General features: G+C 57.6%; 17 protein-coding genes. 4 read left to right on the forward strand and 13 right to left on the reverse strand.

Features of this window, described 5'->3' with window-relative positions:
- From RTK01_RS10340 to RTK01_RS10355, 4 genes are all read left to right on the forward strand, one after another.
- The coding region (locus RTK01_RS10340) for a response regulator transcription factor (RefSeq protein ID WP_312280887.1) at positions 1-497 on the forward strand (497 nt) is incomplete at its 5' end.
- On the forward strand, positions 490-1,407 hold the full coding sequence (locus RTK01_RS10345; RefSeq protein WP_312280888.1) for a HAMP domain-containing sensor histidine kinase: 918 nt from the start codon (positions 490-492) through the stop codon (positions 1,405-1,407). The genes RTK01_RS10340 and RTK01_RS10345, both read left to right, overlap by 8 nt.
- 114 nt (positions 1,408-1,521) lie before the next feature.
- Complete coding sequence (locus RTK01_RS10350) at positions 1,522-2,190, forward strand: ABC transporter ATP-binding protein (protein ID WP_312280889.1); 669 nt, start codon at positions 1,522-1,524, stop codon at positions 2,188-2,190.
- A 12-nt stretch (positions 2,191-2,202) separates the two neighbouring features.
- On the forward strand, positions 2,203-4,860 hold the full coding sequence (locus RTK01_RS10355) for an ABC transporter permease (RefSeq protein ID WP_312280890.1): 2,658 nt from the start codon (positions 2,203-2,205) through the stop codon (positions 4,858-4,860).
- A gap of 314 nt (positions 4,861-5,174) precedes the next feature.
- Here the strand turns inward: RTK01_RS10355 and RTK01_RS10360 are convergent, their stop codons facing one another.
- The 13 genes from RTK01_RS10360 to RTK01_RS10420 all read right to left on the reverse strand — a co-directional run bounded on the left by RTK01_RS10360 (position 5,175) and on the right by RTK01_RS10420 (position 19,678).
- Positions 5,175-6,584 carry an aminopeptidase gene (locus RTK01_RS10360; protein ID WP_312280891.1) on the reverse strand — a complete coding sequence of 470 codons (1,410 nt, stop codon included), beginning with the start codon at positions 6,582-6,584 and terminating at the stop codon, positions 5,175-5,177.
- Positions 6,571-8,244 (reverse strand): L-threonylcarbamoyladenylate synthase, encoded by a 1,674-nt coding sequence (locus RTK01_RS10365; protein ID WP_312280892.1) that lies wholly within the window; start codon positions 8,242-8,244, stop codon positions 6,571-6,573. The genes RTK01_RS10360 and RTK01_RS10365 overlap by 14 nt, the downstream gene beginning before the upstream one ends.
- 37 nt (positions 8,245-8,281) lie before the next feature.
- Positions 8,282-9,343 carry a peptide chain release factor 1 gene (gene prfA / locus RTK01_RS10370; RefSeq protein WP_312280893.1) on the reverse strand — a complete coding sequence of 354 codons (1,062 nt, stop codon included), beginning with the start codon at positions 9,341-9,343 and terminating at the stop codon, positions 8,282-8,284.
- Positions 9,344-9,379: 36 nt separating this feature from the next.
- A complete protein-coding gene (locus RTK01_RS10375) occupies positions 9,380-9,880 on the reverse strand; it encodes a hypothetical protein (protein ID WP_312280894.1) in 501 nt (166 codons plus the stop codon).
- Between the two features lie 59 nt (positions 9,881-9,939).
- Entirely contained in the window at positions 9,940-10,716 is a 777-nt protein-coding gene (locus RTK01_RS10380) for a YdcF family protein (protein WP_312280895.1), read from the reverse strand.
- Positions 10,713-12,611 (reverse strand): ABC-F family ATP-binding cassette domain-containing protein, encoded by a 1,899-nt coding sequence (locus RTK01_RS10385; protein ID WP_312280896.1) that lies wholly within the window; start codon positions 12,609-12,611, stop codon positions 10,713-10,715. Before RTK01_RS10385 ends, RTK01_RS10380 begins: the two co-directional genes overlap by 4 nt.
- Positions 12,612-12,620: 9 nt before the next feature.
- A complete protein-coding gene (gene murF, locus RTK01_RS10390; RefSeq protein ID WP_312280897.1) occupies positions 12,621-14,003 on the reverse strand; it encodes a UDP-N-acetylmuramoyl-tripeptide--D-alanyl-D-alanine ligase in 1,383 nt (460 codons plus the stop codon).
- A complete protein-coding gene (locus tag RTK01_RS10395) occupies positions 13,975-15,054 on the reverse strand; it encodes a D-alanine--D-alanine ligase (protein WP_312280898.1) in 1,080 nt (359 codons plus the stop codon). The genes murF and RTK01_RS10395 overlap by 29 nt, the downstream gene beginning before the upstream one ends.
- 205 nt (positions 15,055-15,259) lie before the next feature.
- Positions 15,260-16,243, reverse strand: a complete 984-nt coding sequence (locus RTK01_RS10400; RefSeq protein ID WP_312280903.1) for an Ig-like domain-containing protein — start codon at positions 16,241-16,243, stop codon at positions 15,260-15,262.
- Between the two features lie 182 nt (positions 16,244-16,425).
- Entirely contained in the window at positions 16,426-16,992 is a 567-nt protein-coding gene (locus RTK01_RS10405; protein WP_312280899.1) for an S-layer homology domain-containing protein, read from the reverse strand.
- Between the two features lie 67 nt (positions 16,993-17,059).
- Positions 17,060-17,572 carry a hypothetical protein gene (locus RTK01_RS10410; RefSeq protein ID WP_312280900.1) on the reverse strand — a complete coding sequence of 171 codons (513 nt, stop codon included), beginning with the start codon at positions 17,570-17,572 and terminating at the stop codon, positions 17,060-17,062.
- Positions 17,573-17,590: 18 nt separating this feature from the next.
- The gene (locus RTK01_RS10415) at positions 17,591-18,280 is read right to left on the reverse strand and encodes a V-type ATP synthase subunit D (protein ID WP_312280901.1); all 690 of its coding nucleotides are present in this window, start codon (positions 18,278-18,280) and stop codon (positions 17,591-17,593) included.
- Positions 18,281-18,292: 12 nt separating this feature from the next.
- Complete coding sequence (locus RTK01_RS10420) at positions 18,293-19,678, reverse strand: V-type ATP synthase subunit B (protein ID WP_312280902.1); 1,386 nt, start codon at positions 19,676-19,678, stop codon at positions 18,293-18,295.
- Positions 19,679-19,755 lie beyond the last annotated feature (77 nt).

Raw genomic sequence — 19,755 nt, forward strand, 5'->3', positions numbered from 1 at the left:
TGCTTCACGAGATGAAAGTCAGGAACGACTCCGTTCCGGTGATTCTTTTAACTGTCAACGATACTGAGGTGGATGTGGTGACGGGGCTAGAGCACGGTGCGGACGACTATATCACCAAGCCCTTTAGTCTGGCGATTCTTCGCGCGAGGGTCAAGGCGCAGATGCGCCGTGACGTACCTCCGGCATCCAACACGTCTGTTCTGGAAATTGACGGCTATCGGTTTGATTTTGAGCAGATGGCATTTTATCAGGAGGATACTCCCGTTGAACTAAGTAAAACGGAGCAAAAGCTTCTCCGTCTGCTGGTGGAAAATCGGGGCATAACGATGACCCGCGCGGTTCTTCTGGATCGCATCTGGACAGACGGCGCGGACTATGTGGATGAAAATGCGCTTTCCGTCACGGTCAAACGGCTACGGGACAAGCTGGATGCCGCGCGGTATATCAAAACTGTCTACGGTTTAGGGTATGTATGGGTGGTGAAGCAGGATGAATGACGGGAATTTACTTCTGCTTCTCCTTGCGCTGGCAATCATTCTCCTGTGTGCGGCGCTCGTGCTGTTGGAGCGCCGAAACACAAGGAACGTGATGAAAAGACTCAGTCAAATGCTGGATAGCACTATGGACGGAAGCTTTGCGGAGCACACCTTTGACGAAAGCCTGCTGTCGGCGGTGGAAAGCAGATTCAACCAATATTTAGCCGCATCCTCGGTATCCGCACGCAATTTAGCGGCAGAAAAGGAAAAAGTCAAGGAATTATTGGCGGATATCTCTCACCAAACCAAAACGCCGATTGCAAACATTTTGCTCTATGCGCAGTTGTTGGAGGAGCAGAACCTGGCGGAAGAAAGTGTGGTTTGTGTGGCAGCGCTGCGGGGACAAGCGGAAAAGCTGAGCTTTTTGATTGCAGCTTTGCTGAAGCTGTCGCGGCTGGAAACAGGTGTGATTACCCTCCACCCTGTCCTGAACGACATTGCTCCGATGGTTGAGGAAGCGGCAAACCAGCTCGCGCCCAAAGCTGCGGAAAAAAAGATTCAGATAACCGTGAACTCTACGGACGTCCGCGCGGTGTTTGACCGGAAATGGACCACAGAAGCACTCTGCAATCTGCTGGATAACGCTGTCAAATACACGCCCTCCGGCGGCAGTATCCGGATTTCGGCTGAGGAATACGAGCTGTTCTGCCGGGTTGATGTCGCAGATACGGGAATTGGCGTCTCAGAGGCGGAGCAGGCAAAGGTCTTTTCCCGTTTTTACCGCTCACAGACCGTCAGCGAGCAGGACGGTGCGGGAATCGGCTTATATCTGACCCGCCAGATTTTGATCGGTCAGGAGGGATATATCAAAGTGACTTCGGCCCCCGGCCGCGGCTCGGTTTTTTCCATGTTCTTGCCCCGTCAGGCTTGAATTCTTACAAGACTGTTAGAATTGCCTGTCCGCCGGAAAGATTCTGGAAAGAAACGTGCGATAGAATCTGCATGGTAGCAAACCTTGCAGACTTTATCTTTGGAGGCAGTTATTATGACAATTTTGCAGACCCATGATTTGAAAAAGCTTTACGGTACCGGTGAAAACGCGGTTCACGCGCTGGACGGTGTCAGCTTGCAGGTGGAAACAGGCGAATTTGTGGCCATCGTCGGCACGTCCGGCAGCGGGAAGAGCACACTACTGCATATGCTGGGCGGACTGGACCGGCCCACAAGCGGTACGGTTACGGTGGATGGCAAGGACATTTTTTCTCTGAAAGACGAGGAGCTGACAATCTTCCGCCGGCGCAAGATTGGATTTGTGTTCCAGAACTACAATCTGGTTCCGGTGCTCAATGTCTATGAAAACATTGTGCTGCCCATTCAATTGGACGGCAACACGCCGGATCGCCCATATGTGGATAGCATCATCGAAACGCTGGGTCTTCCCTCCAAGCTGCAAAACCTGCCGAATAATCTCTCCGGGGGCCAGCAGCAGCGGGTTGCCATCGCCCGGGCCTTGGCCGCCAAGCCTGCCATCATCCTTGCGGACGAGCCAACCGGCAATCTGGATTCTAAAACCAGTCAGGATGTTTTGGGCCTCTTGAAGGTCACAGGTCAGAAGTTTTCCCAAACCATTGTAATGATTACCCATAACGAAGAGATTGCCCAACTGGCAGACCGCATCGTCCGTATCGAAGACGGCCTGATCGTTTCTCGATAAGGGGGCCGGATCATGAATGTAGCCAACGGGAAATGCATCCGCGCGCTGAGCATGAAAAGCATGAAAGCGGCAAAATCACGAAACCTGATTGCAATTCTTGCCATCGCCCTGACCGCCGTGCTGTTTACAACCCTGTTCACAGTGGCGCTGTCGATCAACCATTCCGTTCAACAGGCCAACTTCCGACAGGCCGGAGGATGGAGTCAGGGAACATTCAAGTATATGACCCAGGAGCAGTTCGACGAGATCAAAGGCGATCCGCTCATTAAACAGCATGGGCTGCGCCGATTTGTTGGTATGCCGGAGGGCGCGCCCTTTCTCAAGTCCCATGTAGAGGTGGGGTACAGCGACGCAAACCAGGCCCACTGGATGTACTGCGACCCCATAGAGGGCCGCTTGCCCGCCGAAGGCACCAAGGAAGCCGCCACCGACACAAGAGTGCTGGAACTGCTGGGTGTTGAGCCGGTATTGGGAAACGAGTTCACCATGACCTTTGTCGTGGACGGCACAGAGGTAACGGAATCCTTTGTCCTGAGCGGCTGGTGGGAATATGACGAGGCGGTCGTCGCAAACCATGTCCTTCTCCCCCTGAGCCGTGCTCAGGCGACTTATGACCAAGTGGGCATCGGCAGCGGCATTGGCAATGACGGAATGACCGGCTCGTGGAACATGGATGTCATGCTGGGAAGCTCCCTGCACATCGAACAGGACTTAAAAACAATCCTTGCAAATCACGGCTACCAGACGGAAAACCGCTCCTCGGGAGACAATTATATTGCAGTTGGCGTAAACTGGGGGTATAGCGGCGCCCAGCTTGCCGACAGCATGGATCCCTTTACCGCCGCCGCAATCGTGGGGCTATTGCTGATTATTATTTTCACGGGCTACCTGATTATCTACAACGTATTTCAGATTTCGGTTTCAAACGATATCCGCTTCTATGGACTGCTGAAAACCATCGGCACAACGGGGCGGCAACTGCGGCGCATCATCCGCCGCCAAGCACTGCTGCTTTCCTTCATCGGAATCCCCATCGGATTGCTGATTGGCTACGCCGTCGGGATTATGCTGACCCCTGTAATCCTTTCCCGGCTCAACGGCGTCGTGCAGGATACGGTATCGGCAAGTCCGCTGATTTTTATTGGTTCGGCGCTTTTTGCGTTGGTCACCGTGCTGATTTCCTGCCGCAGACCCGGACGGCTGGCGGCAAGAGTATCTCCTGTGGAGGCGGTTCGCTACACCGAGGGGACGGCAGGTAAAAAGGCAATACGCAAGTCTCAGTCAGGCGCATCGCTTCCAAAAATGGCATGGGCGAATCTGGGGCGCAGCCGGGGCAAGACGGCGGTTACCGTGGCCTCACTGTCACTTGCGGTACTTCTGCTCAATATCACGGTCACTTTCACAAGCGGCTTTGACATGGACAAATATCTGTCCAACATGGTTTCCGATTTCATCGTCTCCGATGCGGGTTATTTTCAAACAGGAGCATTTTGGGGCGCCGACCGGGCGCTGCCCGCGGATTCGATTGCCGCGCTGGAAGCCCAGCCCGGAATTGAGGGAGGGGGACGTGTCTACGGCAAGACCAGTCCGGTGGAGGAATTCATCACCGAGGATTATTTCCGCACCCTGTACGGGGCGTGGAACGACGCGGAAACGCTGAATTCTCAGATTGCCTTTGCGGAAAAGAATGACGCAGGGCTGCTGTCCGAACGGGCGCAGCTTTACGGCATGGAGCGCTATGTCCTTGATAAGCTGACCGTGCTGGAGGGCGATTTGTCCAAGCTTCACGAGCCGGGAGGGCGCTATGTCGCGGCGGTCTATTCCGACGACGACTACGGCAATCCCCAGCCGGACTCTCACTGGGCAAAGCTGGGTGATACTGTCACGCTGCGCTATGTAGAGGAATACGAGTACTACGACCCGGATACGGGGGAGATACTTGACCCGGGCAATATCCCGGATGACCAGCCCTTTCGATACCGGGCAAAGAGCTATCGGGACGTGGAGTACGAGGTTGCGGCACTGGTGATCGTACCCAATACCCTCAGCTACCGCTATTACGGCGCTGACGAGTTCGTCATGAACGACCAGACCTTTTTGAATAACAGCGGCACCAGCGACGTGATGTACTACGCCTGCGATGTCAGCGACGAGAGCACAGCTGGTATGGAGGCTTATTTATCCGAGTTGACAACGAAGCAGCAGACGCAGCTTGACTACGAGAGCAAGGCGACTTATGTCGCGGAATTTGACTCCTTCCGGAACATGTTTTTGATGCTGGGGGGCGTGCTGAGCTTTATCGTGGGGCTTGTAGGCGTGCTCAATTTCCTCAACGCAATTTTAACCGGGATTCTCACGCGCCGCCGGGAGCTTGCTATGCTTCAGGCCATCGGTATGACCGGCAGACAACTGAAAATTATGCTGGTTTGGGAGGGGCTGTATTACGCGCTGGGCGCGGTGGCCGTATCGCTGGTTCTCAGCCTTGCCTCCGGACCTCTGCTGTCCAGAGTGCTGGAGAGCACGTTTTGGTTCTTCACCTATCGGTTTACCGCCTTACCCATATTGTCATTGGCGCCGGTCTTTGCTCTTTTGGGCATCGCAGTGCCGCTGGCGGTATACCGGGTGGCTGCCAGACACCCCGTTGTTGAGCGCTTGAGAGAAACAGAATAGCTGATAGCTGCTCTTTCTTCCGCAGAAGGTGGCAATCTGCATAAAACAGGAGGGATGCCGCGGTATTCCTCCTGTTTTCCGTATTCAACCTGCCTTATCATGATAAGTTCGCAATTTCCCTCTATGACTTCCAGCTTTTGGCAAGGCCGGTTTTTCTTGGGAGATACCGTACGTCGCGCTTGCGTGCGGACGATTCCCCCGTCAAACAATTTCACTTCCCACAAACGTACGAAGGAACCGCTTTCTGCGGTTCCTTCGTAAATTCACGTAGGCCAAGCTTCTAAAAAAGTCAGACGAACTATGCTGATCCCAAGTTATTTGCGTGCCAGAAACACGGCCTTCATGCCCTTATAGGTCTCGTAGCAGTCCAGCTTCGCCACCACCTCAAAGGGGGCGTGCATACTCAGCACCGGAACGCCCGCATCCAGCGTGGCAATGTTGCGGTTGGCCATATAGGCCGCCACCGTGCCGCCGCCGCCTGCGTCCACCTTGCCCAGCTCTGCGATCTGCCAAAGCACGCCTGCCTCGTCGAACAGAGAACGGACATAGGCCACTGTCTCCGCGTCCGCGTCGGACGCGCCGGACTTGCCCCGTGCGCCGGTATACTTGCAAAGGCCCACGCCATGGTTCAGCCAGGCGGCGTTCCGCTTTTCAAACACATCGGAGAAATTGGGGTCAAACGCGGCCGTCACGTCCGCGCTGAGGCAGAAGGACTTCTCCAAACACACACGCAGAGGAACGCCCTGCACTTCGCACAAATCCTCCATAAAGGTGTCAAACGCGGCGGACTGCAAGCCGGTTACGCCGTCGGAGCCAATCTCCTCCTTGTCCGCCAGGACGCACACCGCCGTCTTCTCCGGAGTTTCCTCCAAGTCCACCAGCGCCCGGAACCCCGCGTAGGCGCACACCCGGTCGTCGTGGCCATAGGCGCCGATCATGCTGCGATCCAGCCCGATGTCGCAGGACATGAAGGCAGGGACGGCCTCCAGTTCGGCGGAGGTCAAATCCTCCTCCACGATACCGTATTTTTCGTTGAGCAACTGCATCACCGCCAGCTTTACCCGGTCGCTGCCCTCGCTGTCCGGCAAGGGGCGGCTGCCCAGCAGCAGGTTCAGCGTTTCACCGGGAACCGCCTCGCCCAGCGGCTTTTTGTTCTGCTCCGCCCCCAGATGGGGCAGAAGGTCTGTAATGATCAGCTTGGGATCCCCCGGGTCCGCACCGATGCGCACAGAAACTGTCTCCCCGTTTTTTAGCGCTACCACGCCCCGAAGTTCCAGCGGCACGGTGGTCCACTGATACTTACGGATGCCGCCATAATAATGGGTTTTGAAATAGGCCAGCTCGCCGTCTTCATACAGGGGATTGGGCTTCAAATCCAGCCTAGGCGAGTCAATGTGGGCGGCGGCAATCTGCGCGCCGGCGCTTAGCGGTTGCTTGCCGATTCGGGCCAGATACACGCTCTTGCTCCGGTTACAGAAATACAGCTTGTCCCCAGTTTTCAGTTCCATGCCCCGGGTGAAAGCACGGAATCCCGCCGCCTCCGCCAGACGCACCAACTCCCCCGCACACTCCCGCTCGGTCTTCCCTGCATCTAAGAATGTCCGGTAATCCGCGCAGTAGGACTCCATGGTCTTCTCGTCCTTGGGATCGAACTGGTCGTAGCCGTGCTTTTTGCCGGCGAGAAGCTTTTCGCGCAGGTCCTTCGTCCTTTTATTTTCTGCCATTTGCCTTATCCTCCTTAATCTGCTCAATCAGACGTATGAAAAATTCCTTTGCTGCCTCCCGAAACGCCTTGGGCGTCTCGGCGGTGTTGCTCAGCTCCCGGTCGCATTTCTCCCGGAAATAATCGTCCTGCTGCTGGGCGGAGACACGGAGCCTTGCATACTTTTCGTCGATTCCGTCCCGCTCCATAATCCGCCGGACACGCATTTCAATGGGCGAGGTCACCGCCACGGTGCAGTCGCACAGCCTGTCAATGCCAGACTCAAAGAGGTTGATGGCGTCCAGCGCGCAGAGCTTGCCCTGAAAAGCGGCAATCCTCCGCTCCAACTCCGGCCGCAGGAAACGGAACACGATGTCGTTAAGCTGGTCCAGCCGGTCGTTATCTCCGAAGACCAACTCGCCCAACGCCTTGCGGTTCAGTGCCCCATTGGGGTTAAAGACCTGTGAGCCAAAGGCGCCTGCGATCGCGTCCCGCAGGCCCGGGTCGGTGTTCAGAAGCTCGTAATACACCGCGTCACAGTCCAGCGCCAGCCCGCCTAAATCCTCCACGGCCTTCAGCGCGCTGGTTTTCCCCGCGCCGGTTCCGCCGGTGAGACCAAGGATGATGCGCTCCTCCTCCACGTCCACCACGTTGAAGCCCGCCGCCATTTTCAGTCGGTTGCCGATGGCCACCCCAAGTCCCCGGTTGTCGGGGCACTGAGCAAGAATTTCCGTCACGTTGCCTGTATCAAAGGCCCGCAGCGCGTCGAACACACGCTGGGCCTGAAGCTCCTTGTCGTCCACGGGGCCAAGCAAATGCGTCTCATAGCCCTGAAACAGGGATTCCAACTCGTCAAAACAGATGACGCCCACACCGGGCTTCAAACGCTGGACAACGGCCTGCGCCGTCCTCCGGGGATTACCGGTGAACACGGTGACGGCGGCCTTGGGCGCGTAATGGCGGTATTTCATGCCGGGGGCCTTGGGCGCTTCGCCCTCCCCCAGCGGCGCGGAGACGGCCTTGTCCACCTCGATCTCACCCAGCACCCGCTGGAGGTCTTCCAGCGGAAGTCCGCCGGGGCGCAGCATCCGGGGCGGCGAAACGGTCAAATCCACGATGGTGGACTCCACCCCCACAGTACAGGGGCCACCGTCCACAATTCCCTCAATTCTGCCGTCCATATCTGCCGCCACGTCTGCCGCGGAGGTACAGCTTGGGCGACCGGAGAGATTGGCGGAAGGAGCGGCGATGGGTACTCCCGCATAGCGGATGATGGCCTGCGTCACCGTGTGGGCCGGGCAGCGAACGCCCACCGTATCCAGTCCCGCCGTCACTGCGGCGGGGATCGCGGGGCTTCGCTTTAAAATCAAGGTGAGCGGACCGGGCCAAAAATTGCGCGCCAGCGTATACGCCAACGGTGGCACATCCACGCAGAACCGGGGCAGCCACTGGGCGGAGGGAACATGGATGATCAAAGGATTGTCCTGCGGCCGTCCCTTCGCCTCAAAAATCCTATGCACCGCCTCTTCGTCCAACGCATTGGCCCCTAGGCCGTATACCGTTTCCGTAGGCACGGCCAGCAACCCGCCGGAGCGAATGATGTCGGCGGCTGTCTGAATTTTTTCCTCCACAATCCGCTGCTGGCCCTTGATGTTGGTTAAATCAATAAATTTTGTCTCCATGCGGTTACCTTCTGTTTTACGCGGGCTTCGCCCGTTTTTATTTTTCCTGCTTTCGCAGCTTTTCCGCCGTGTCGGCGGCGATCAGCGCGTCAATCAGCTCGTCCAGCTCGCCGTTCATCACACTGTCCAGCTTGTACAGCGTCAGGCCAATCCGGTGGTCTGTCATCCGGCTCTGTGGAAAGTTATAAGTGCGGATGCGCTCGCTCCGGTCTCCGCTGCCCACCTGACTGCGTCGGCGGGCAGCCTGATCCGCGTCCCGCCGGGCAAGCTCCGCCTCGTACAGCCGGGAACGCAGCACCTTCATTGCCTTTTCCCGGTTCTTGTACTGGCTCCGCTCGTCCTGACATTCCACCACCGTACCGGTGGGCAAGTGTGTGATGCGAATGGCAGACTCCGTTTTGTTGATGTGCTGCCCTCCCGCACCGGAAGCGCGGAAGGTGTCAATCTGCAAATCTCCGGGATCAATGGCAAATTCCACTTCCTGTGTCTCCGGCAGCACGGCAACGGTGGCAGCGCTGGTGTGGATGCGCCCGGCAGACTCCGTCTCCGGCACCCGCTGCACGCGATGAACCCCGCTTTCAAACTTGAACCGGGACCATGCGCCGTCGCCCTCTACCAGAAAGCTAATTTCCTTTACGCCACCCAGCTCCGTGCGGTTTTCGTTGACAACATCTACGGAAAATCCCCGTTTTTCGGCGTACATGAGGTACATTCGGAAAAGGGACGCTGCAAACAGCGCGCTTTCTTCCCCGCCAACACCGCCCCGGATTTCCACCACCACGTTGCGCCCGTCGTCCGGGTCCCGGGGCAATAGCAGGGGCTTTAGCGCCGCCTCCAACCTCTCCGACTCCGCCCGTGCCTCCGGCAATTCCTCCTGCGCCATGGCCCGCAGCTCCGGGTCGTTCAAAAGCGCCTCTGTCTCCCGCAGGCGGCGGTTCGCCCGCTCCCAGGCGGAGAAAGCCTCCGCCACCGGAGCAAGCTCCTTCAGTTCTTGATTCACCACCCGCAGGCGGTCCGCATCGCCGTAAACCGACGGATCGCCAAGCTGGGTTTGCAGCGCGTCGTACCGGACCGCAATCTCTTTCAGTTTTTCAAACAAGCAGTTTGCCTCCCCTCTCTTATGCCGGGAAGGCCGCTAACTCTGACACTCCCGCCCCTCCAAAAACGCCCGGGTCCGCCGGAGAAATTCCTCCTGCCAAAAGTGATAGCCCACGGACCCAGCCCGCAAAGATACGGCGGTTTGATGGGGCTTGGAAAGATACTTATCCATCTGGTCGTAAATCTCCTCGTATTTGGCGTTTCCGCCCCGGAGCAGCACATAGGATACGTCGGTCAGGAGATGTCCCTGCTCCTGCAAAAAGCTGCGCACAGCACTGCTGCACCGCCCGGCCCAAACCGGCGTGCCAAGAATCACCAGCTTATAATTCGTCAGGGGCTTTTCCGTTTCAAAGGGCTGGAGCGTCTCCACCGTGCGGCGCATGGCATCCATTCCGCTGTGTAAAAACCCCTTCACGCCGGAGCGGTTCACTCCATCCTTCAATTCCACCAGCTCCGCGTCCAGCGCGGCGGATAGCTCTTGCATCGCCGTCTTGGTGTTCCCCGTGCGGGAGTAATACATACATAAAATATCGCTCATAAGACCTCCCTACTTCTCTTGCGGGCAAAACCCGCCTGTCCTCAGCGGTCAAATCCTCACTACGCCCCGTTCAGCCTGTTCCACATGGCCTTTGCAAGCGCGAAATACTCTCTGGTGTAATAGTTTGCCGTCAGCCACCAGTAGGGCAGCCGCGCGGGGACCCCGGTCACGGTCATGGGCGTTTCAAAATCCGCCAGATAGCGGACCCGCGCCATATGAAAGTCGTTGGTCACAACAGCCACGCTGTTATTGTAAGTGTCAATTCCCAATTCGCTGAGAATCCTGCTGGAATACGCCAGATTTTCAGCCGTGGTGGTGGAGCGCTCCTCCAGATACAGCCGCTCGCCGTTCATTCCAACCGCCGTTAGATAGTCGTACATGGCCTGGGCCTCGGTGACGTCCTCTCCCGGCCCCTGCCCTCCGGAGAGGATTACGGGGGTGTCCGGTGGCAACTGGCTCAGATAGGTTTTGGCGGTGTTCAGCCGGGAGGCCAATACCAAAGAGGGCGTTTTCCCGTTGACCCCGGCCCCCAGCACAACCACGGCTGCGGGAGGGTCCCCAGAGGGCGGCATCCGCCCCACCTTTACCAAAAAAGCCTCTACCGCCGCAAAAGAAAGGATTCCCGCTGCGGCACATGCAAGAAGCAGAACCTTGCAGACCTTTCCGGCCCTGCTTTTTTCGCTCCATCGGATCATCGCCGCCCACAGGGCAAACATCGCCGCGATTCCTGCGCACAGCCACGCGGAAAACTTCATGCCCGGCACAAACCAAATTCCCATTCCCTCCAGCAGCGCCAAGCCTGCCGCCGCCAGAGAAATCCGAACCGATTTTTTCATTCCGCCGCCTCCGAAAGTGCCTCCCACTTTTCATACAGCTCATCCAGCGCCGCCTGCACCGCGTCTTTTTCCGCAAGCAAGGCGTTCAGCTTTTCATAGTCGCAGGCTGCGGCCATCATGTCCGCGTCCAGCTTTTCAAGCAGAGTCTCCGTCTCACCGATATGGCGTTCGCAGATAACAAGCTGCTTGCGGGCGGCGATCTGTTCTCGCCCCGTCCGGGGCAGCTTTTTCGTAATGGTATTATCCTTTACAGCTTTTGTGTTTTCATGCTTTTTCTGTGTTTCCCGTTCCTTTTCCTCCCGGTAACGGGCAAAGCCCATGGGCCAGTCGGTAATGGTTCCGTCAGCTACCTCCCAGATGCGGGTGGCGAAGCGGTTGATAAAATACCGGTCGTGGGAGACAAACAGCAGCGTTCCGTCGAAGCTCTCTACCGCGTCCTCTATCCACTCCCGGGATTCAATATCCAGATGGTTAGTGGGTTCGTCCAGAATCAAAAAGTTAATTTCCCCGTCCATCAGCATACACAGCCGCAGGCGGCTCTTTTCCCCGCCGGAAAGAACGGAAACAGACTTAAACACGTCCTCTCCCCGGAAATCATAGGATGCCAGCCGGTTCCTCGCGCTGGTTTCCGTCATGCCCCGCTTAGTGGCCTGAAGATTCTCCACCAAGTTCCAGTCAGGGTGGTCGAAATGGATAATCTGGGGCAGGCAGGCCGCCTTGACGGCAGGCCCCAACTTAATGCGCCCCTCGTCGGGATACTCCTCGTCCATCACCATCTTGATAAGAGTGGATTTTCCTGCCCCGTTGTCGCCGATGAGGGCGATGCGCTCGCCACCCTCCACTTTCAGGCTGATGTCCTCGAAGAGTTTCCGCTCCCCAAAGGACTTGGACACATTCCGAATCGTCAGGGCCTCGTCCCCCTGAAAGTCAATGGAGGAAAAGCGGGCGTCCATTTTGCGGCGCTTGGTGGGCCTGTCGGTGATGCGCATCCGTTCGATGCGCTTTTCCATGGAAAACGCCCGCTTGTACATCGCGTCGTTTCCCATAAAAGCCCACAGCCGCAGGCGGTCCGCCGCCTCGGTAAGCTGGGCGATTTTGGCCTGCTCTTTTTCGTACTGCTTCAGCTTTTCCTGATAGCGCCGCTCTTTTTCCACGGCGTAAAAGCTGTAATTTCCGCTGTAAAACTCCGCCTTACCGCCGTTGATCTCGATAATCCGCGTCACGGCCCGGTCCAGAAAATACCGGTCATGGGAAATTGCCACCACAGTGCCCTTGAAATGGGCGATATAATCCTCCAGCCACTCCGTTGCGTGGAGGTCCAGATGGTTGGTGGGCTCGTCCAGCAGCAAAACGTCCGTGTCCTCCAGAATCAGGCGGCCCAGATTCACCCGGGTCTTTTCTCCCCCGGAAAGACGTTCAAATGGCTCCGAGCGCATGGGCTGCGGGATGGAGAGGCCGTTTGCCACCTTGTTGACGGCCACCTCCGTGTCATACCCGCCGAACAACTCAAACTTTTCTGTCAGCGCCCCATACCGCCGCAGGAGCGCCGGGTCGCTCTCCCCTGCCTCCATGCGTCCCGCAAGGTCTTCCATCTCTCTTGCAAGGGCGGAAAGACGGTCGAAAGCCGTGCGGAGCACGTCCTCCACCGTATACCCCTCGGGATAGACGGGAATTTGAGAAATCAGTCCCAGCCGACGGCCCTTTGCAAGGGACACGCCGCCCGCGTCATAGTCCAGCTCACCAGTGAGAATGCGGAACAGTGTGGTTTTTCCCGCGCCGTTGGGACCCAAAAGACCCACCCGCTCCCCCTCGTCAATCTGAAAGGTCAGCCCGTCCAGTATTTTCTTTTCCAAATCAAAGGACTTGACCAGCCCTTCTACCTGTATTTCTATCATTTGTGTTCCTTAATCCTGATAATCCTGTGCTTTCAAAAACTCTACAATGGTCTCAAAATGCATGGAAAAGTGAGAAGCCTTCACCAGTGCGCTGGTATCCGGCTCGAACTGGCACAGCAGCTCATCCTTCGCCGCGTCCTTGTCTGGGAAGTGGAGCGCGCAACCGCCGGATGCCAGCGTGCCCTCCGCAATTTTTTCGGCCTTTTCCCCGATGGCGATCACCATGTCGATGCCCAGCATAGCCGCCAGCGCGCCGATATTATAGTGGGCGGCTTCTCCGTGATCACCCAGTTCGCCCATATCCCCTAAAATTGCCAGCTTGCGGGAGCCGGTGCTCTTTGCCAGCACCTCCAGTCCCGCCGCAACCGACTGGGGGTTCGCGTTGTAGCAGTCGTTCAGGATGATGCGTCCGCCGGGAAGGCGCACCACCTCCATCCGATTTCCCACGCCCTGAAAGGCCGCCACGCCGGAGACAATCTGCGAATGATCCAGACCCAGCAGCTCCGCGATGGCCACGGCCATGGAGGCGCAGTACACCAGATGCTGCCCCGGCGCATTGATCGTCAAATCGTACACGTCTTTTTTTGTGGTGATGCGGCAGCAGGTTCCGTCCAGTCCCCGGTCGGATACATCGCTGACCCGCACGCCGCACCCCTCCGACTGTCCGCACCGCAATGTAGTAAAGGGCAGCTTCAGCGTGTTCAGCAGCGCATCGTCTCCATTGAGGACGGCCACGCCGTCTGGCTTCAAAAAGTCAAAAATCTCGCTTTTTGCCTTTAAAATTCCCTCCCGGCTGCCCAAAAATTCGATGTGGGCGTCACCGACGTTGGAAATTACGGCTATATCCGGACGCACCAGCTCGGAGAGATAGTGAATCTCTCCGAAGTGGTTCATACCCGTTTCAATCACCGCCGCCTGATGCTCCGGCGCAAGACCGAACAGCGTCAGGGGCGTTCCGATGTCATTGTTGAAATTCTCCGGCGTTTTCAGCACCTTTAGTCCCGCCGAGAGGACTGTGGCGATCATCTCCTTGGTGGTGGTCTTCCCCACAGAGCCGGTAATCTGGACAAAGGGAATGTCAAACCGATTCCGATAGGCGGAGGCCAGCGCCTTCAGCGCCAAACGGGTGTCGTCCACCTTGATGTAGAATTTATCGGGCCGGAGATCGGCGGGCAGGCGGGCGCACAACGTCCCGGCAGCGCCCGCTTCCAGCGCACTGTCAATAAAATCATGGCCGTCAAACCGCTCGCCCCTCCATGGCACAAACAGGCACCCGGGGAGCATTTCCCGGCTGTCGGTGCACACGGCGGAGACGGAAGGCGCGTCCTCCCGGGGATTCCACCACACGCCGCCGACGGCGGATTCAATCTCCCTGACAGTCATTGGCAGCATGATGACACGTCCTCCTTAAAGAAAGCTGAACAATCTCCTCGCAGAGCTCCTCATAAGTAAGCCCCGCGGCGGCAGCCTCCTTGGGCATGAGACTGGCGGAGGTCAGGCCCGGGAGAGAGTTAATCTCCAAACACCACGGCACACCGGCCTCATCCAGCACAAAATCAGCCCGGGAATACACCGACAATCCCAGCAGACGGTGAAGATTCAGCGCCATTTCGCCAATCTCCTCCTGCTGCTCCCCGGTGATATCAGCCGGACACAGCTCCAGCGCCCCGCCGGACTGGTACTTCGCCTCGTAGTCGAATTTCCCCTTGGCGGAAATCACCTCGACCGACGGCAGCCACCGGTCCCCCAGTACGCCGGTGAAAATATCCCGGCCCACAATCCGCTCTTCCACAATAATCTGCCCGTCAAAGTACAGAAGATCCCGCAGAGCGGCTTTCAGCTCCTCCCGCGTCTCGGGCATGTAAACCCCGATGGAGGAACCGCCCCCCGGCGTCTTCACCACGCAGGGCATCGGCAGCTCTTCGGACAGGGCTTCCACCTCTGCCTCGCTATACTCCACCAGCCGCCACTTGGGCGTTCGGATCCCGGCGGCTTCCATCAGCCGCTTCGTGACAACCTTATCCATCGCCATGGCGGAGGAAAGGTGTCCCGATCCGGTATAGGGGATTCCCAGCAAATCCAGCGTAGCCTGAATGCGGCCGTCCTCCCCGCTCTCGCCGTGCAGCCCCACGAATACAAGGTCGGCCAAAGCGCAGACGTTTAAAACATCCTTTCCGATCAGGCTGGGGCCTTGGTCCTTCCGGCTGCGGCGCACCGCTTCCAGATCCGGCGCAGTGGTTTTAATGGCAGCGTTTCCACAGCGTCCGTCCGGTGCGTCGAACACGGCCTCCAGCGGACCGTCGTAGTCCTCAAGCCCCAAAAACAAATCCACCAAAACAGCCCTGTGGCCCCCCTTGCGGAGCGCCCGGCACACAGCCGTCCCCGTAACCAGCGAAACTTCTCGCTCCTGCGAAAGACCGCCGGCCAATACCACGATCTTCATGGTTCCTCCTTCCGCCGCCGTCGGCGGCCCACACAAATGCCCTTTTCCCACAGCCCGCCACAGGCGGGACCGGACTATCCAATAGCTATTGCAATCCGTACCAGTTTAGCACAAATTTTCCGTGAATACAAGCGCAGGAACCTGCCGGAAATACTTTTCGGCAGGTTCCTGTACTTTTTTCTTCATGAAGCGCCGGGGCTTTTTTTCAGCGCATCCAGTCCAGAAGCCCGGTCTGCTCTCCGTCCAGCAGCGTCCCCGCCGCGCAGAGCATCTGCGCCGCGTCCGCCCGGGTCATGGGCTGGGCAAGTGTACCGCTTCCAAAGCTGCCCACGGACATCACGCTGACAGCCTCCAGATTCCCCACGGCCTGTGCCGCCCAAGAAGGCGTTGCGTCCCGGTCAGCGTACCATGTGGCAAGGTCCACGTCGCCCACCGCCAGCACCCGGTCCAAAATGGCAGCCGCCTCGTTGAAGCTCACGGGTTCATTGCTGCGGAAAGCCGCTCCTGTCTCGGTGGAGACGCCCCGGATAATCCCCTCGGAAAGGCCCGCCGCCGCATAGGACTTAGCCCATGTGGGGATTGCCTCGTCGTCGGAGAAGCCGGTCATGGTAACGGTATCCGCCGGGAGATTTGCAAGCTCCATGGTCATGGCCAGAAATTCAGCCCGGGAAAGCGTGCGCTCCGGCTCAAAATAGTATTGCCCGCCAATGCGCGCGCCGGTGAAGGCCCCCTTCTCCGCCAGATACTGGGCAGCGGCGGCAGAGGAGTTGTCTCCCATGTCCTGATATTCCACGCCGGATTTTGTCTTTTCCACCATCACAGTAACGGTGGCGGGAACGGAAACATTCCCCGCAGGGTCCGTCACCACATAGGTGAAGCTGTCCTTCCCGCTTTTGCCCTCTGTCGGCGTATAGGTGAATACGTCCCCCGCCACGGTGACGGTGCCTTTCTTCGGCGCCGTGTCCACGGTAAAGGTCAGTTCGCCGTTCTCATCGTCCGAGGCTAAAAACTGTGCGCGGTAGGGAATGTTGCGGTAGGTTCTGACAGAAATTTCCTTTGCGATGGGTGCGCCCTGAACCGGCGGCGCCGACTCTTCACTCTTTTTGCCGAACAGCGCCTGGGCGGGCACGGTCAGCGTCACCAGCAGCGCCAGCAACAACGCCGATACGCGGGCTTTTTTATTTGACATTTTCAAGGGAACACGACCTCCTGTTGTAAATTCTATGATTCAAATTCCGTGTGGAGGTAGTGTTTGCCGCGTCCGGAAGATTATACAGAAAAAGAGCGGCAAAAGCCGCTCTTTTTCCATGACTTTATAACGGCCTTCATGCAGACATGCGCAAAACAGCTCATTTTGAAAAAAATCGTGCGTTATCCCATGACCCGATGCAAAAATGTGGCGATTTGCCCACGAGTGCAGACAGCATCGGGAGCAAACGTATCAGCGGCTTTTCCGGTGGTAACGCCCTTTTCCACCGCCCACTCCACAGCCTTGGAATATGCCGCGTCGGCAGGCACGTCGGTGAACGCAGTGGATTTTTCGGATTCAGGTTTTCCCGCAAGCGTCCAGAGATATTCAACCGTCATGGCCCGGGTGCATGGCGCGGACGCGCCAAAGGCACTACCGGAGACCAGACCCTGTTCCGCGGCCCACAACACAGCCTTATAATAGTAATTGTTCTGGGTCACATCGGTAAACGGATTGGCTGCGGTAGGCTCCGGCTGGCCGTTGGCCCGCCACAGGAACGTCAGTATCTGCGCCTTGGTACAGGTCTCACCGGGCGCGAAGGTGGTTGCCGTCACGCCGGTGGTAATTTTCTGCGCCACCGCCCACTGCACCGCATCGAAGCAGTATACCCCGGCGGCCACATCGGTAAAGGTTCCGGCGGGAGCTGCAGACGTCTTACTGTCAGCCTTTTCCACCACGAAGAAAGCCAATTGGCCTTCTTCGCATCCAAAGTAAGATTCTAAAAAATAGCCGTGGACAACTGTATCGGGCGATCCATCATGTGGATCTTTCTTCATGCCACAGAGTATGCTGAAATTCCAGCCCACATAGTCGGGCGGCGTTGAGGTCAAAGCTGTAGGTTCCGTTTTGCCAGATATAATCAGAATTGTTCACCCAGCTGTTGTCCTCCTCCGGCTCGCCGTCATTCTCACCCATGGGAAAAACGCGCTGCAACACTCTGTCGGCGTTTAAGATACACTCAGCCGAACCGTAGCTTCCGTCCGATATCGGCTGGAAAATGGCGCCAATGTAGAAGTCAAATCCTTCTTGCGCTCCAGTGACGGTGATCGTGGCTTTGGCATCAGCGGGTACACCGTAAATCGTATACCTGTCCTCCTTGCCTGTCGCTCTGGCTTTGTCAATGGTCAGCGTTGCGCAGCCGGAGCGCGTCAGCGTCAAAGGCCGATACTTCGTCTCCGCCGCCGAAGCCCCCACACTCAGAAGTCCCAGCAGCAGTGCGGCTGTCAGAAAGCCCGTAAAAACTCTTTTCGTGGTTTCGCCCTCTTTCATTCACCGCAAGGCTCCGGCTTACCTTGAGAAAGACTCCAACGCCTTGGCATCCTGCTGCCGTTTTTCCTCCAGCGCCTCTTTCAGGATCATATCCTTCACCTTCATGAGACGGATGGTGGTGGCGCGGTCATTTTCATCCAGCTTCATATTAATAAATCGGATGGTTTCCTGCGTATTGGGAATCATCACGTACTCCAGCGCGTTGACGCGGCGGCGGGTCTTCTCAATTTCCTCCGCCATGAGCTGGGCAGATTTTTCAATCTGCGCCAGCTTCAGCATCTTGCGGAAAACTTTTCCCAGTGCGTCCACCGCCGTATCCAGCTCACCGGAAGTTCCGGCGAAGCCATAGGGGTAAATGTCGCTGTCCGACTGGGTTTTTGTCTTGAAGTCGTACACCGGCACATTGACGGACATGACGTTCTGAAAACCCATGGTCAGCTCCACACTCTGCTTCGGATACAGCAGCGCCTGCTCCATCGCCTCGGAGGACATGAGGGCCGACGCCACGGTAAACGAATCGTGGACGGTCATCAACTCCGCTTCCACCTCCGCACGGAGGGCGCGCACCTCCCGCACAGTTTCCAAAAACTGTTTCATCAGCTCATCTCGCTTATCCTTGAGGAGCTTGTGTCCCCGCTGGGCGGTACGGAGCTTTCCCTTCAGTCGGGTCAGCTCCATGCGAGTGGGGTTCACATTGAGCTTTGGCATGGTCCCCCCTCCTTACTGTTCATCCTTTTTGGGCCAGTATTTTTCAATCAGCTCCGGCTTGATGCGCTTCAACTCGCCCTTGGGCAGAATGCTCAAAAGCTCCCAGCCCAAGTCCAGCGTCTCCTCAATGGAGCGGTTTTCGTCATAGCCCTGATTTACATACCGCCGCTCAAACTCGTCCGCAAATTTTGCATACAGCAAATCCGTGGGCGTCAGCGCGGCCTCGCCCAAAATGCTCATCAGCTCCTTGTTGTCCTTGCCGGTGGAATAGGCGGCAAAAAGCTGATTCATAGTGCTGGCGTGATCCTCACGGGTCTTCCCCTCGCCGATGCCCTTGTCCTTCAAACGGGACAGAGAGGGCAGCACGTCCACGGGGGGATGGATATTCTTACGATACAGCTCCCGGGCCAGAATGATCTGCCCCTCGGTGATATACCCGGTCAGATCCGGGATGGGGTGGGTCTTGTCGTCTTCGGGCATGGTCAGAATGGGAATCAGCGTGATGGAGCCCTTCTTCCCAAGCTGGCGGCCTGCCCGTTCGTACATGGTGGCAAGGTCGGTATACAGATAGCCGGGGAAGCCCCGACGACCGGGAACCTCTTTCTTTGCGGCGGAAACTTCGCGCAGCGCCTCGGCGTAGTTGGTGATGTCTGTCAGGATAACCAGCACGTGCATATCCTTTTCAAAAGCCAGATACTCCGCGGCGGTCAGAGCCATACGGGGCGTTGAAATGCGCTCCACGGCGGGATCGTTTGCAAGGTTTGAAAACAGCACGGTCCGGTCAATGGCGCCGGTGCGCTTAAACTCGCTGACAAAGAACTCCGACTCTTCGAAGGTGATGCCGATAGCGGCAAACACCACCGCGAAGTTGGAAGCCTCATCGCCCCGCACTCTGGCCTGACGGGCAATTTGCGCCGCCAGATTCGCGTGGGGCAGACCGGAGCCGGAGAAAATGGGCAGCTTCTGCCCACGAACCAGCGTGTTCAGCCCATCGATGGTGGACACACCGGTCTGAATAAATTCGTTGGGATAGTCCCGGGCGGCAGGGTTCATGGGCAAGCCGTTGATATCACGGTACTCCTCCGCCAGAATGGCGGGGCCGCCGTCGATGGGCTCGCCCATGCCGTTGAATACACGGCCCAGCATGTCGGAGGAAACGCCCAGACGCAGGGGGTGTCCCAGAAAACGAACCTTGGACTGCGCCAAATTGATGCCCGCGGCGGAGTCAAAAAGCTGAACCACGGCGGTATCGCCGTTGACTTCCAGCACTTTGCCCTGACGGACAGAGCCGTTTTGCAGCTCCACCTCCACCAGCTCGTCATAGGTGACGCCCTCTACCTGTCGGACCATCATCAGGGGGCTGACAATCTGTTCTACGGTGCGGTATTCCTTAATCATCAGTCCTCACCTCCCTGCGCGGCAATCGCCGCGATCTCCTGTGACATGGCCTCTTCCATGGCGGTGTACGCGGACTC

This window comes from Oscillibacter sp. (genome assembly GCF_031978065.1).
In the GTDB taxonomy this organism is placed as follows: domain Bacteria; phylum Bacillota; class Clostridia; order Oscillospirales; family Oscillospiraceae; genus Oscillibacter.